Source organism: Chryseobacterium sp. 'Rf worker isolate 10' (genome assembly GCF_050753305.1).
Classification (GTDB): domain Bacteria; phylum Bacteroidota; class Bacteroidia; order Flavobacteriales; family Weeksellaceae; genus Chryseobacterium.
In genome coordinates, this window is sequence record NZ_JBOZOF010000003.1 from 340,332 (window position 1) to 354,979 (window position 14,648).

Annotated in this window: 14 protein-coding genes; 7 read left to right on the forward strand and 7 right to left on the reverse strand. The window is 37.1% G+C overall.

Annotated features, from left to right (window positions below; translation table 11 throughout):
- Positions 1–57 precede the first annotated feature (57 nt).
- Positions 58–1,278: an aminotransferase class V-fold PLP-dependent enzyme gene (locus tag LKL37_RS15955; protein WP_431611494.1), complete on the forward strand. Its 1,221-nt coding sequence runs from the start codon at positions 58–60 to the stop codon at positions 1,276–1,278.
- A gap of 52 nt (positions 1,279–1,330) precedes the next feature.
- Here the strand turns inward: LKL37_RS15955 and LKL37_RS15960 are convergent, their stop codons facing one another.
- The 5 genes from LKL37_RS15960 to hemA all read right to left on the reverse strand — a co-directional run bounded on the left by LKL37_RS15960 (position 1,331) and on the right by hemA (position 5,560).
- Entirely contained in the window at positions 1,331–1,456 is a 126-nt protein-coding gene (locus LKL37_RS15960; protein ID WP_089692987.1) for a GNAT family acetyltransferase, read from the reverse strand.
- A gap of 130 nt (positions 1,457–1,586) precedes the next feature.
- Positions 1,587–2,618, reverse strand: a complete 1,032-nt coding sequence (hemE, locus tag LKL37_RS15965) for a uroporphyrinogen decarboxylase (protein WP_431611495.1) — start codon at positions 2,616–2,618, stop codon at positions 1,587–1,589.
- Positions 2,619–2,665: 47 nt separating this feature from the next.
- Positions 2,666–3,349: a uroporphyrinogen-III synthase gene (locus LKL37_RS15970; protein ID WP_431611496.1), complete on the reverse strand. Its 684-nt coding sequence runs from the start codon at positions 3,347–3,349 to the stop codon at positions 2,666–2,668.
- 41 nt (positions 3,350–3,390) lie between these two features.
- The gene (gene hemC, locus LKL37_RS15975) at positions 3,391–4,299 is read right to left on the reverse strand and encodes a hydroxymethylbilane synthase (RefSeq protein ID WP_431611497.1); all 909 of its coding nucleotides are present in this window, start codon (positions 4,297–4,299) and stop codon (positions 3,391–3,393) included.
- Positions 4,286–5,560: a glutamyl-tRNA reductase gene (gene hemA / locus LKL37_RS15980; RefSeq protein ID WP_431611498.1), complete on the reverse strand. Its 1,275-nt coding sequence runs from the start codon at positions 5,558–5,560 to the stop codon at positions 4,286–4,288. Before hemA ends, hemC begins: the two co-directional genes overlap by 14 nt.
- Before the next feature lie 385 nt (positions 5,561–5,945).
- On the opposite strand from hemA, the gene LKL37_RS15985 reads away from it, so the two are divergent.
- The 6 genes from LKL37_RS15985 (at position 5,946) to LKL37_RS16010 (ending at position 12,321) form a co-directional block, all read left to right on the forward strand.
- Positions 5,946–6,971 carry a rod shape-determining protein gene (locus LKL37_RS15985; protein ID WP_045491741.1) on the forward strand — a complete coding sequence of 342 codons (1,026 nt, stop codon included), beginning with the start codon at positions 5,946–5,948 and terminating at the stop codon, positions 6,969–6,971.
- A 28-nt stretch (positions 6,972–6,999) separates the two neighbouring features.
- A complete protein-coding gene (mreC, locus tag LKL37_RS15990) occupies positions 7,000–7,854 on the forward strand; it encodes a rod shape-determining protein MreC (RefSeq protein ID WP_431611499.1) in 855 nt (284 codons plus the stop codon).
- Positions 7,847–8,353 (forward strand): hypothetical protein, encoded by a 507-nt coding sequence (locus LKL37_RS15995; RefSeq protein ID WP_002982456.1) that lies wholly within the window; start codon positions 7,847–7,849, stop codon positions 8,351–8,353. The genes mreC and LKL37_RS15995 overlap by 8 nt, the downstream gene beginning before the upstream one ends.
- A complete protein-coding gene (locus LKL37_RS16000) occupies positions 8,350–10,395 on the forward strand; it encodes a peptidoglycan D,D-transpeptidase FtsI family protein (protein ID WP_431611500.1) in 2,046 nt (681 codons plus the stop codon). Before LKL37_RS15995 ends, LKL37_RS16000 begins: the two co-directional genes overlap by 4 nt.
- Positions 10,392–11,621 carry a rod shape-determining protein RodA gene (rodA, locus tag LKL37_RS16005; RefSeq protein WP_431611501.1) on the forward strand — a complete coding sequence of 410 codons (1,230 nt, stop codon included), beginning with the start codon at positions 10,392–10,394 and terminating at the stop codon, positions 11,619–11,621. The genes LKL37_RS16000 and rodA overlap by 4 nt, the downstream gene beginning before the upstream one ends.
- A gap of 118 nt (positions 11,622–11,739) precedes the next feature.
- Positions 11,740–12,321, forward strand: coding sequence for a pentapeptide repeat-containing protein (locus LKL37_RS16010; protein WP_431611502.1), 582 nt, complete (start codon positions 11,740–11,742; stop codon positions 12,319–12,321).
- A gap of 181 nt (positions 12,322–12,502) precedes the next feature.
- On the opposite strand, the gene LKL37_RS16015 is transcribed toward LKL37_RS16010, so the two are convergent.
- Positions 12,503–13,213, reverse strand: a complete 711-nt coding sequence (locus LKL37_RS16015) for a C40 family peptidase (RefSeq protein ID WP_431611503.1) — start codon at positions 13,211–13,213, stop codon at positions 12,503–12,505.
- A 306-nt stretch (positions 13,214–13,519) separates the two neighbouring features.
- The gene (locus tag LKL37_RS16020; RefSeq protein ID WP_431611504.1) at positions 13,520–14,626 is read right to left on the reverse strand and encodes an efflux RND transporter periplasmic adaptor subunit; all 1,107 of its coding nucleotides are present in this window, start codon (positions 14,624–14,626) and stop codon (positions 13,520–13,522) included.
- Positions 14,627–14,648 lie beyond the last annotated feature (22 nt).

Below are 14,648 nucleotides of genomic sequence, written 5' to 3' on the forward strand. Positions count from 1 at the left end.
AAAGACGTAAATTTGAAGTGTTCTAAATAAGAACGTTTTAATTTAAAAAATAAATAAATGTTTGACATTCAGGAAATAAGAAGCCAGTTTTCTATATTGGACAGAGAAGTGAACGGTAAGCCATTGGTTTACCTGGATAATGCAGCTACATCTCAAAAGCCAAATTCGGTTTTGGAAGTCTGTCACGCATATTATACAGAACTTAATGCGAATGTTCACAGAGGAATTCATACCCTGAGCCAGCTTGCAACAGAAGAAATGGAGCTTTCAAGAAGAAAAATCCAAAAGTTCATTAATGCTGAGCACGATTTTGAAGTGATCTTTACAAAAGGAACTACAGAAGGACTGAATCTCATCGCTTATATTTTAACACAGAAACTGCAGAAGGATGATGAAATCATTATTTCATATCTGGAGCACCATTCTAACATTGTTCCATGGCAGATGCTTTGCGAAAGAACAGGAGCAAAACTTCGTGTGATCCCGATTGATGAAAACGGGATTCTTCAGATGGATCATTTTGACAAGTTTTTAAGTGAAAAAACAAAGGTTGTTTCTGTAAACCAGGTTTCTAATGCGTTAGGAATTGTGAATCCTATTGAAGAGATTATAGCCAAAACAAGAAAGAATACTGATGCTTACATTGTAATAGACGGTGCTCAGTCTGCTCCGCATTTCAATATTGATGTTCAGAAACTGGATTGCGATTTCTTTGTTTTTTCAGGTCATAAAATGTATGCTCCGATGGGAACGGGTATTTTATACGGAAAACGTGAAATATTAGAAGCTTTACCACCATTTCATGGAGGAGGGGAGATGATTGCAACATGTTCTTTCGAAGGAACTACTTATGCAGGTCTTCCATTTAAATATGAAGCAGGAACACCCAATGTAGGGGGAAATATTGCTTTAGGGGCAGCTGTTGATTTCATGAATAAAGTAGGTCATGCCAATATTCAGAATCATGAAAATGCGTTGCTGGAGTATGCTCAAAGACAACTTCTGGAAATTGAAGGGATTAAAATTTATGGTGAAAAAGCAAAGAGAACCGGTGTTGTTTCCTTTAATTTAGAGGGAGTGGGAATTGCTTCTGACGTAGGGATGATTCTTGATAAAATGGGAATTGCTGTAAGAACAGGACATCACTGTACACAGCCTATTATGAACTTCTTTAATATTGCAGGAACTGTAAGAGCAAGTTTTGCAGTGTATAATACTTTTGAAGAAATTGATATTCTTGTAGAAGGAGTGAAGAAAGCACAAAGAATGTTGAGTTAATCAATATCTTTATTATATGAATTAAAAAGCAGCTTAATAGCTGCTTTTTTTATTAGTCCATTGGAACGCAGTAGCATCGGCCATCAATAATGACCTGATAATATCCGATGGCACACTCAAGGCAGATTTCTCCTCCTGCTATAATGCTTTTCATTTTTTCTTTGTTTAGTTTTTTCATAATTATGATTTAAAGTGTTAGTAATCAAATATAAACATAAATAGTTAATAGTTTACAGGAAAAAATAATTATACTAAAAAAGCCCTGTTAATTGATAACAAGGCTTTTGTATTTTCTTAAGAGGATAATCTTATAAATTCGGTTTCCAGTCAACCACTGCTCTGATGAATGCCTCAGCATTTTCAACAGGAACATTCGGTAGAATTCCGTGACCTAAATTAGCAATATATCTGTCCTTTCCAAAACGGTTGATCATTTCATTCACCATCTTCTTAATAGTTTCAGGTGTTGAATGAAGTCTTGCAGGATCAAAGTTCCCCTGTAGGGTCATTGTATGATTCGTTAAAGTTCTTGCAAATTCCGGCTTAATAGTCCAGTCTACACCAAGAGCAGAAGCTTTAGACATGGTCATATCTTCCAATGCAAACCAACATCCTTTTCCGAATACCACCACATGGGTAAGCGGGCTTAACGCTTCAACAATCTGATTGATATACTGCCATGAGAATTCCTGATAATCTGTAAGAGAAAGCATTCCTCCCCAGGAATCAAAAACCTGTACTGCAGAAACTCCTTTTTCTACTTTTCTCTTTAAATAAGCAATCGTAGTATCTGTGATTTTCTGTAGTAATAAATGAGCTGCCTCAGGCTGTTGGAAACAGAAAGACTTTGCAATATCAAATGCTTTACTTCCTTTCCCTTCTACACAATAGCAAAGAATAGTCCATGGAGAACCTGCGAAACCGATCAATGGAATCTCATTGTCCAGTTTCTGAAGAGTAAGTTCAATAGCGTCAAAAACGTAGCCTAAAGTATCATTCACGTCCGGAGTTTCAATATTCTGAACCTGTTCCATTGTTCTGATGGGAGTATCTAACCATGGACCAACAGATTCTTTCATTTTGAAATCAATTCCCATTGCCTGTGGAACTACCAGGATATCAGAAAACAGAATCGCTGCATCCAAAGGAAATCTTCGGATAGGCTGTAAAGTGATTTCAGCCGCAAGCTCAGGGGTCTGACATCTTGTAAAGAAATCATATTGGTCTCTTAAAGCAATGAATTCCGGCAGATATCTTCCAGCCTGCCTCATCATCCAGACAGGAGGTCTTTCAACGGTTTCTCCGCGAAGTGCTTTTAAATATAGGTCGTTTTTAATCATAATCTATTTAAACTAATATTATCGGTTATATCCCGATAACGGATATTCTAAATTCTACTTCTGATTTCTTTTCTGATCAGTTCAAAGATAGAAGTCAGCGTATTTTCTTCAGAAGTAAAAATGTCTTCCTTTGTATAATTTCTCAACTCACCGGAAGTGGTTTCGCCAATCGAAAAAAGCTTCATACCTTCCAGAGAATTTCGCTTTGCAAAACTACGAACTCCGCTCGGACTAAAAAATACTGCGGCATGATATTTTTCATTTATTACAGGGTGAGTTTCCTCAGTATTGTATATCGTAACTTTTTTGTACTTAATGTTTTGTAAAGGAAGTTCCTTGTCTAGAACGTTGATGGCAAGATTACCGCAGAAATGAAGAAACTGCTCATGCTGGCATTTTCCGATAATGAATCTGGAAAGAGTCTCCGCATTTTTCAGCACTTTAAAAGTTCCGAAACCATGCTTTCTTAACTCCCTTTTTGTTTTTTCACCTACACAATATATCTTGTTATAATTTTTGGCTGTAAAATTTTCATTGGGTTTAAACCTGTTTTTAAAAAATGAAATAACTCCATTCGAGCTGGTGAAGATCAGAGAATAGTTTTTCAGATCAAAAGGACTGATCATAATAGGCTTGGTCTTAATCACCTCCACACAGTCAACCAGAATATCCTCTCCTAATTCTTTGGATATAATGGTTTGGTCTATATTTTTGGTAAATAAGATTTTCATGTTTTGAGGCTTAAAGCTAGAAGCTGGATGATGGAAATTTTTTAAATCTGACTTTTAATTTCTGCCATTAGTTCTTTACCGCCATTTTCAAGAACAACTTTTGCAAACTTTTCCCCGAAATTCTCAGTTGGAGTATACACAAAGCTTTCATCCACAGCGATGCAGTTTTTCCCATCCAAAGAACAAAGTGCTGCCTTGAAGCGGATCTGATCTGCAATAATCTCTGCATAAGCTCCAATCGGTGCAGTACAGCCTCCTTCTAAAGTGCTCAGGAAGTTTCTTTCAATCTCTACACAGATCTGAGTCTGCTGATGGTTGATTTGTCTTACAATCTCATTGATCTCCGGCTTGTCGGTATGCCCGGCTACGGAAATTACCCCTTGAGATGGAGCACAAATCATTAATGGAAGCATTTCGTAATCAATTTCCATTTTCATTCTTTTGATTCCGGCCAGAGATAAAATGGTTGCATCAAAATCTCCGTCTTCCAGTTTTTGAAGTCTCGTTTGAATATTTCCACGAATATCCGAAAAGTCAGTAGTCGGATAATTTCTCAGCCAGAAGGCTCTTCTTCTCAAGCTGCTGGTGGCAAGTTTAAGCTCATGGAATTCTTTGTTCCTTGCAGATTCTTTTCTGATCAGGATATCCTGTGGATAATCTCTTTCCAGATAAGCAATCATCTCAATATTTTGAGGCAATTGAGTAGGAACGTCTTTTAAAGAATGTACGGCAATATCAATTTCGTCATTCAATAAGGCAACATCAAGGTCTCTTGTGAAAACCCCGGTAATCCCTAAAGAATAAAGTGGCTGATTAAGGTTCTTATCGCCAGAAGAAACGATAGGAACAATTTCCGTTAAATAATTGTTGTTCTGAAGGTGCCTCGCAACCTCTCTAGCCTGCCAAAGTGCAAGTGCGGAATTTCTCGTTCCGATTCTAATGCTTTTCATTGAATTCGTTGTTTGGTTGTTCAACTAATATTTCGTGCATTAATTTACTAATTTCTTCGGCTTTTAAAGGATTGTCAATGATATATTTTGCAAAACGGTTGGTGATTTTCTGGATCATTTTATCAGAAAGTTCCATGTCCGTGATGTTTATGTATTTATTCTTTCTGTAAAAATTATGCATTTCATTGCGTTCCATATTCTTTAAAACCGCTTTGAAATGATGAATATTAGGTGCCAGCTTTCTCTTTTTCTCCCATTCAATAAAGTCTTTCATCAGTTCCTTGATGATTTTTTCAGCCTTTGGAATTTCTCTTTCACGCTGTTGAATCGTTTCCTGGATCTGTTTTGAAAGTTCATCTACATCAATTAACGTTACGTTTTCATTTTCGGTAACATTTTTTTCAACATTGTGGGGGATGGAAAGGTCAATAATCAGAGTTTCTTTTCCGTTCGGGAAATGAGACTGGTTGACAATAGGATGTTTGGCTCCTGTTGCTACAATAAGAATATCAGTATTTTTTAATTCCTGGTCAAAATCAGAATAATCAACGTGAGGAATATTATATTTCTGGGAAATCTTTTCAGCTTTCTCCTGAGTTCTGTTCGCAATTTTAATTTTCGGCTGATAGACATGTTTTACCAGATTTTCAACGGTATTCTGTCCAATCTCACCTACACCCAGAAGAAGAATGTTTTTTTCTGCAATCCTTTTCTGACTGTTCAAAATATAATGAACCGCTGCATAAGAAACAGAAGCCGCACCATTGGAAATGCCAGTTTCATTTTTTATTCTTTTCGAAATCTGAATAGCTGCATTGATCGCTCTTTCCAGATAAGGGTTAGAGTTTTGTCTCTCTTTTTTGAAACGGTTGTATGCTTTTTTGATCTGTCCGATAATTTCAAAATCTCCGATAATCTGACTTTCAAGTCCGGCAGCCACTCTGAAAAGATGGATCAGAGCTTCCTCTTTGGTAAGAATATTAGCAAACTGAAGAAAATCCGTAAGGTGTACTCCAATAGTTTTGCAATACTCTTCAGCCACTAAAAGATAATTGGGAGAAGTAGTATAAATTTCGGTTCTGTTACAGGTGGAAACTACAAATGCATCGCCCAGATCTTCCTGATGGACTCTGGAAACAAAATTTTTGATGTTTTCATCAAAGAATGCAAACTTTCCTCTCGTTTCTACATCGGCTTTCTCGTAGCTTATGGAAAGCACGGCAAAATTCGACGTCTGATGGATGTTGGAATACTGTAACATAAGCAGTCGCAAATTTACGCTTTTTTTAATTAATTACTCTCAGATAGTGTGTATGATAATTATCGTAAAAAACTATAGGAAGCAGGATCGGGTTTATGGTATAAAGGCAAAATTATGAAATAGCAAAATCGCAAAACTGCTTATGTAGGCAAACGTACTTGTGTTTTTGAGTTTTATTTCAGCCATTTTTGCTTGGTTTTTTAGTCTTTTCCACCTTTTTAACACTCCATTAATTTTAGTTGAAATCAAACTCTGTAAATGTCTAGACTAAAAGTTAATAAAGAATTATAAATTTTAATAAAATTTTAACCAAATTAAGTTGGTGGGAAATTTCTTTAGTAGTCTTAAATTTATATCTTTGTAATCTTAAAATCAGAAGAAAAATATGAGTTTATTTGATATGTTTACGCAAGAAATTGCGATAGACCTGGGAACGGCTAATACCCTTATTATCCATAATAATAAGATTGTTATAGATCAACCGTCAATTGTTGCAATTGAACGTTCTACGGGTAAACCCATTGCTGTAGGTGAACAGGCTAAGCATATGCAAGGTAAAACTCACGAGGATATCAAGACTATCCGTCCTTTGAAAGACGGGGTTATTGCTGATTTCCACGCTTCTGAACACATGATCAAGGAATTCATCAAGAAGATTCCTGGAATCAAAGGTAAATTTATTCAACCGGCATTACGAATTGTAATCTGTATCCCTTCTGGTATCACTGAAGTTGAAAAAAGAGCGGTAAGAGACTCTGCTCAGAAAGTAAACGCAAAAGAAGTAAGATTGATCTACGAACCAATGGCAGCTGCAATTGGAGTTGGGATAGATGTACAGAAGCCTGAAGGAAATATGATCATCGATATAGGTGGTGGTACTACGGAAATTGCTGTAGTAGCTTTAGGAGGTATTGTATGTGATAAATCTGTGAAGATTGCCGGAGACGTATTTACCAATGATATTGCGTATTACTTAAGAACTCACCATAACCTTTATATCGGAGAAAGAACTGCTGAAAGAATCAAAATTGAAGTAGGTTCTGCAGTGGAAGATCTTGATGTAGATATCGAGGACATCCCGGTACAGGGTAGAGACCTTATTACAGGTAAGCCTAAAGAAATTATGGTTGGATACAAAGAGATTGCACGTGCATTAGACAAATCCATTATCAGAATCGAAGATGCCGTGATGGAAACATTATCTCTTACACCACCGGAATTGGCTGCTGATATTTACAAAACAGGTATTTATCTTGCCGGAGGAGGAGCATTATTAAGAGGTCTTGCGGACAGAATTCACAAAAAGACAGGCCTTCCTGTATTTGTGGCTGAAGATCCGTTGAGAGCTGTAGTTCGTGGAACAGGTATTGCTCTTAAGAATATGGATAAGTTCAATTTCTTAATTAAATAATTTTAACTTTTTACGACTTTATATCTGAATGGGATTTTTGCTGAGATTATTTTCGAAGAATACTCTTTTCGTCTTCTTTATATTCCTGCAAATTATTGCTCTGGTTTTGATATTCTCCAGAAATGCCATGCAGAAATCCTGGATAGCGGGGCAAACCGCTGCTTTCAATTCCTGGGTTTCAGGATATATTGATGAAGGAGTTTCTTATCTGAAGCTAAAACAGATCAACGAAGATCTTGTAGTTCAAAATAAAGCCCTTATGACTCAACTCTATGGAAAAGACGGAGCAAAAATGCCTGTTTTCAAAAGAGTTCATGATACCATTGGCGGTGGGCAGATCTATACTTTTGTTGATGGAGAAATCGTTTTCAACAGTATCAACAGAAGAAACAATTATTTTACAATCAACCGTGGCCGCAGAGATGGTGTTTTTCCTCAGATGGGAGTAATGGCGCCAAGAGGTATTGCGGGGATTGTAATTAATTCTACAGACAGTTATGCATTGGTTCAGTCGGTCTTAAGTGTAAACAAGATCAGAATTAATGCAGCACTCAAAAACTCAGGATATTTTGGTACTTTAACATGGAATGGAGATAACTCCAGGGTGATGCACCTTGCAGACATTCCAAAATATGTTGCCCTGAAAGTTGGCGATACCGTTGTTACAGACGGTAAATCTGCAATCTTTCCTAAAGGGGTTGCCATTGGTACTATTGCCGGATATTCTGTAGATAATAAAACCGGCTTCTGGGATATATCCGTGGAGCTGAGTGAAAAAATGGGAGCGTTGAATAAAGTGTATGTAGTGAAGAATCTTAAGAAAGCAGAAGTGCAGAAGATTCAGGACACTATGCAGGCTGTAATAAAAAAAGAAAATGATTAGCAGGACTTTATTTACCGATATATTGATCATGATTTTTCTTGTTGCATTACAGATATTTGTATTGAACAGGATTACGCTTTTCGGGAAATATACTCCGGTATTATATCCTGTATTTGTCATGTTCTATCCATTTTTCAGAAATAAATTTCAGTTCCTGGCATTGAGCTTTTTAATAGGACTGTCTATTGACGGTTTCCTCTATTCGTGGGGGATCAATGCATTTGCAACAACGTTGATTGCTTATTTCAGAACGTTGATCTTCAGGACTTCCACAGATACGTCTACGGACTTTTTCTCTTTTCAGTCCCTTCAATGGGCGCAGTTTTTGCTGTTTTTATTTTCAAGTATCTTCCTGCATCAGCTTTTAGTACAGTATATCGAGTTCTTTAAGTTTAGTAGGTTTTTTGAAATATTATTTAATGTGTTGGTGACGAGTGTAATTTCGTTTATCTTTATAGTCATCTACGCATTAATATTTAAAATCAAACAAAAAGTTTGAACACACGTTATTTAAAAATTTTTTCCATCCTTGTTACTATCGCCCTCATTTTTGTGGCGAGGCTTGCTTATTTACAGTTATTTACAGACCGTTATGCATTAAATGCAGCCAATACCTCTATCAAAACTGAATATGTCATTCCTCAGCGTGGAGTTATTTTCGACAGAAACGGTAAAATCATGGTAGGAAATCAGCCTGCTTATGAAGTCTCTTTTACACAGGCTTTAATGCGTCCTGATTTTGATACGCTGGGATTCTGTAATTTGATGAAGATTTCCAAAGGTGATTTTATCAAAAGAATTGATGTTATTAAAAAGGAGAAGTATTATTCTAAACTTACTCCAATGACTTTCCTGAAGGATCTGAGCAGGGAAGACATCGCAAGAGTACAGGAAATTATTTTTAAATACCCAGCTTTTAATATTGTACAAAGACCTCAGCGACAATATGAAGTTTCCACTTCGGGTAACCTTTTGGGATATACCAGTGAAGTAAATGAGCGTGAGATAAAGAAAGATTCTGCATACTACTTACCCGGTGACTTTATCGGGAAAACGGGCGTTGAAAAGTCCTACGAAAAAGAACTTCGCGGCGTAAAAGGAGTGAAGTACATCCAGAAAGATATCAGGCTCCGAAATATTGGTTCTTACAAAAACGGATCTTTGGACAAAGATGTGATTACTGGTAAAGATATCACGTTAACTATAGATTATGATCTTCAGAGGACAGCTGAAGAAATGATGGTCAACAAACACGGTGCAATTGTAGCTTTAGACCCCAATAATGGGGAAGTATTAGTGGCAGCAACCGGACCGGATATTGATCCGAACCTTTTCACAGGACCTTATAAGTCAAAAAATTTATACGCCCTTTCAAAAGACACACTTTACGAAAATAAACCTACTTTCGACCGTTCTTTACAGGCGGGATATCCTCCGGGATCGACTTTCAAATTGTTGACTGCCCTGGCTGCAATGCAGATGGGAGTAATGGATGAAAAAACTATTTTTCCTTGTGGAGGCGGATTTTTCTATAAAGGGAAAAGGATTAAAGGGCATGGTGGAGCAGATCCGCTTATTCCTTCCATTCAGGTTTCCAGTAACTGTTTTTTCACATATGCATTTATTGCCATTATCAAAAAATATCCGGGAAATCCTTCAAAAGGTGTTGATGAATGGAAAAAGATCATGAGTAGTTTTGGAGTAGGAGAGTTTTTGAATAATGATTTTGCTGTGGGTGCAAGGGGAAGAATACCTTCAGGGGATTTTTACGAAAAAAGATTTAAAGCCATCATGAAAGCCAGTGGTTCCCAAAAAACTGATTTTAAAAACTGGGATGAAATGTCAACCGGTGCTATTTATAATGGAATGGGACAGGGAGATGTTTTGGTAACGCCTATTCAACTTGCTAATTATGTGGCTGCTATTGCTAACAGAGGCTGGTATTATACCCCTCATATTGTAAAAGCAATTGATGGAAAACCAAATCCTGATCAAAGATTTAAAGTTAAACATCAGACTTTAGTTGATCCAAAACATTTTGAACCGGTTCTAAAAGGTATGGAAGCGGTAGTTTTGAGAGGAACTGCAAGAGGCTTGAAATCCAATGATTTTACACAATTGGCTAAAACAGGTACTGCGCAGGTTCCGCAAGGGAAGGATAATTCTATCTTTGTGTTGATTGCTCCTGCTGATAAGCCTAAAATTGTAGTAGTAGCAGTAATGGAGCATGCCGGATTCGGAGCTACATGGGCAGGGCCGGCTTGTACGGTAATTGCTGAAAAATATATTACAGGTGATTTGAAAAGAGAAAATCTTTATAAAAAAATGATCACCTCGAGTTTCATGCCGGAATATAAAAGGCAATGGATTGCGGACTTGAAACGCAAAGGGTTATATGTTGATCCTAAACCTGATTCAATTAAACAAAAAAGAATAAAAGATAGTCTGGAGCTGGTGAAACAGCAAAAAGCCAAACTACAAAAGAAAATAGAAGAGGACGCTAAAAAGAATAACACTGCAAAAAAACCTGTGAAGCAATGAAATGGACGGAAGGAATAGATAAACTGGGCCTTGGGCTGTATTTCCTGCTTTGCATTTTCGCGATTGCAAATATCTACAGTGTTGACCAGAAACTGGGCGAGAAACAATTAGTGTTTTTCTGTATCTCTTTATTCGTGGGATTGATCATCTTCTTTAGCAGAAGTAAGTTCTTTGAGAATATGGCCGGGATCATTTATATTGGCGGTGTTTTGCTGCTGATAGGTCTTTTCCCGTTTGGTAAAGAAATCCTTGGACAGAAGAACTGGTACAAATTTGGAAGTTTTACCATGCAGCCTGTGGAATTTGCAAAGATAGGTACGGCACTGATGTTGGCGAACTATGTTTCCGGGCCAGATTTTAATCTTAAAAATAAAAAGTCTTTATGGACGACTTTAGCCATTATTGGTATTCCGGCAGCAGTGGTTCTTGCCATTCCGGATGTAGGATCCATGCTTGTATTTATTGCATTCTTCATTGCATTATATAGAGAGGGGTTAAGTGGCCTTTTATTCACTGTCGGATTTATTTTTGCCGGTGTTTTTCTGATTTCATTGGCGATTCCTCCTGTTTATGTAGCAGTGGCTGTTTTAGTCATTGCGGGTGTTATGATTGCCATGAACTATCATAGGATGTCCTGGGATGTGATTTCTATTTCGGGAATTTCAGGATCTATTCTTTTGCTGTGCGGACTGGCTTTCGGGTCTCCTTATATTTTAGAAAAACTGCCTAAGCACCAGAGAGAAAGAATTGAGGTTCTTTATAAAGGGGAAAAGGCATTCAGAGATACTTCCGGTTACAACTTATTGTATTCCAAAACAGCTATCGGATCCGGGGGAATCTGGGGTAAAGGTTACCGTGAGGGATCTGTTACCCAAGGGAAATTCGTTCCTGAGCAGGAAACCGATTATATTTTTTGTACCGTAGGAGAAGAATGGGGCTTTATAGGAAGTGCAGTTCTTATCCTTTGTTATATGATCTATATCGGAAGGATTTACTATTTGGCAGAGCAGCAGAAATCCACTTTTAATCGTGTATTTGGGTATTGTTTTGCATCCATTCTGCTGATGCACTTTTCGATCAATTTAGGGATGGTTATGGGGCTCTTCCCGACTGTTGGAATTCCGCTTCCCTATTTCAGTTATGGAGGAAGTTCTTTATTGGCCTTCTCGATGATGACTTTTATCTTTTTTAAACTTAATTATTCGGATAAGAATAGTTTGGTGTAGAAGAGGGAAGCTGGATGATGGATGACGGGAGTTTACCATTGTTTTGCTTACGATTCATTTTCAAAATCAATCTGTAAAATCGGAGGGCGAAAAATCAATTTTATCAACATAATTTTTTATGAAACAATCCTATTTCTCGGACGAAAATTTCGAGAACACAGATTTCACGCAACATCCTTCAGAAAAAAGCGAATATGAAAACTGTATATTCAGAAACTGTAATTTTGAGTATGGGGATCTATCCGGATTCAGCTTTTCAGACTGTGGGTTTATCGAGTGTAACCTCAGCATGGTAAAGCTTGTGAAGACTGCTTTTCATGATGTAGTTTTCAAAGAATGCAAAATGTTCGGTCTGCAGTTTACAGATTGTAACCCGTTCGGATTATCTTTCAAATTTGAAGGAAGTGCTTTGAATAATTCAGTTTTTTATCAGACATCTATTAAGAAAACGGTTTTCAAAAATTCTAAGCTCATTGAGGTAGATTTCACCGAGTCTGATTTGTCAAATGCAGTCTTTAGTAATTGCGATCTGTCAGGCGCTGTTTTTGATGCCACAAATCTTGAAAAGGCAGATTTTCGAACCTCGGTTAATTATTCAATAGATCCGGCTTTAAACAGGCTTAAAAAAGCCAGATTTTCACTATCTGAAATCTATGGACTTCTCTATAAGCTGGATATTGAAATTGACAAGAACAGCTGATCTCTCCGGCTATGTAATGATCACGTATAAAAATACAGATATTGAATTAATAAGAGCGGGTTTTAACCTGCTTTTTCTTTAAATATATATTCCACTTCAGCCGAAACTTAATTCAAATAACACATATAAAAAAGCCATCAGAATCTGATGGCTTCATTATTTAAATCAATTATTTATAAAATTAAAAATTTGCGGGTGTAGGAATAGCAGTAGCTGCTAAGTTATTGTAAGCTTCTCCTTCTTCGTTGATCACTCTCTTAGCGAATCTGAACTTAGGTCCCCAATAAGAATCATTCAGTGAAGAAATCATTACTCCTTTTGATGTTGCTGCGTGGATAAACTTAATCTCACCCTCTTCAGAAACACTTTCTACAATACCTACGTGAGAAATTCTTCTTCCATGAGAAAAGAAAATCAAATCTCCTTTCTGTAGGTCTCCTTTTTCAATTCTTTCACCCTCCTGAGACTGAGATGCTGCTACTCTAGGTAGGCTAAGCCCTGCTGCTGCTCCAAATACAGAAAGAACAAAAGCTGAACAATCTATACCGTTTCTGGTTGTCCCTCCGTATCTGTAAGGAGTCCCAAGGTATGTTTCAGCTTCTTCAAGGATACCGTCAATGGTTTTATTATGTTTGATTACTTTCGCAATCTCAGAATTCTTAACTGCTTTTTTAGCACTAGCGATAGATGCAGCCTTTTCAGCCAGGAAAGAGTCGATAAGTTTCTGCCTATCCTGCTCCATTTTTTTGTTATCTATAGAAGCTAGTTTGGCATCTGTTTTGTATTCTTTTGTGTAAGTTGCTGGTTTTGAAACCACATAATTTGTAGCACACGATTGCAATGAAACTGTAGTAACTAAAGCAACTAAATAAAACAAAACTCTTTTCTTCATATATATTTGATTATCCGTGTTAAAAAGGAATATTTATTTTCAAAAGCATTACAAAAGTAGAGATTCCGAGCAAAAGACACCTGTTATGATAATTATCAGGCTCTTACTTTAACACATTTTAACATATTATTTACATATGTTAAAGAAAAATAAACCGCAACAGCCTATTTTTGGTAAGTGTGCGGTTTTTTTTATTAAGATTCTTTAACAAACTCATTTCGGTTTATCCTGAATCAGTATGTTCTTTCTATTTTTAAGTCTAAAAAACGGATTATAATTTTTGTTAATAAAAACGTTATTATAAGCCTATTTCGGGGCTTTAATTCTAATATTCTGCCCGTCACGGATTTCCTCTGATGCGCTCTTAACTATCACATCGCTAGGTGATACCTGCCCGATAATCGTTGTAGTCTCACCATTGGCAATTCCTGATGTCACAGGAACCCAATGTGCAGTATTTTTTTCTACTCTAATGACGAATACTCCCAGAGTAGAATTTAGCACGGCAGAAGTAGGAACAGACAATGATTTACTGTTTTCACTCAAAGGAAGAATAACATTGGCGACCATTCCCGGTAAAAGCCTTTTGTCTTTATTATAGACATCCATTTCCACCCATTGGGAACGTAATTTGTTGTCTAAAGCTCCTGCAAATCTCGATACTTTTGCCATGAAAGTTTCTCCGGGAATAGACTGGATAGAGAATTTAATATCTCCGTTTTTATTCAATAATCCGGTGTAAGATTCCGGAACATTCACAACCAGACGAAGTCTATCCTGCTGTACAAGACTGAACATCGGAAGATCAGAGCCTTTTCCTGACGGCCCTACATAAGCACCCGCACTTACATTTCTCGTTGCAATATTTCCACTGAACGGTGCTCTGATCTGCAGATAATTTTTAACATCTGCAACTTCACGATAGGATGCTTTTGCTGCTTCCAACTGTGCCATATCAGATTTCTGTGCAGCTAAAGCCTGCTCCAGATCAAGAGCGGATATGGTTCCGGGAGTTTTGCTCGTTTCTTTTAAACGGTCATATTTCGCTTTGCTGGCAATATAAAGGGCTTCTTTTGATTTTAAAGCTGATGAAGCAGCACTTTGCTGAGAATTGATCTCAGGAGCTTCTAAAGTGGCCAGTAACTGACCCGCTTTTACTTCGTTTCCGACATCCACATACAGTTTTTTAACAAAGCTGCTTACCTTGGCATAAACATCCACTTTCTGATAAGGCTGCAATTCTCCCGGAATAGCAGTGGAGGAAGAAAAGTCTTCCTGTCTGGGATTTACCGTTTCTATTTCCGGTGCTGAAGGTTCTGTAGATTTTTTTGCTTCCTTCTTTTCCTCATGACCACAACTTTGAAGGCTGAAAATCAGTACTGCCGGAATTAAATATTTATATAATTTGTTCATCTTTTATTTTTAATAGCTTAAG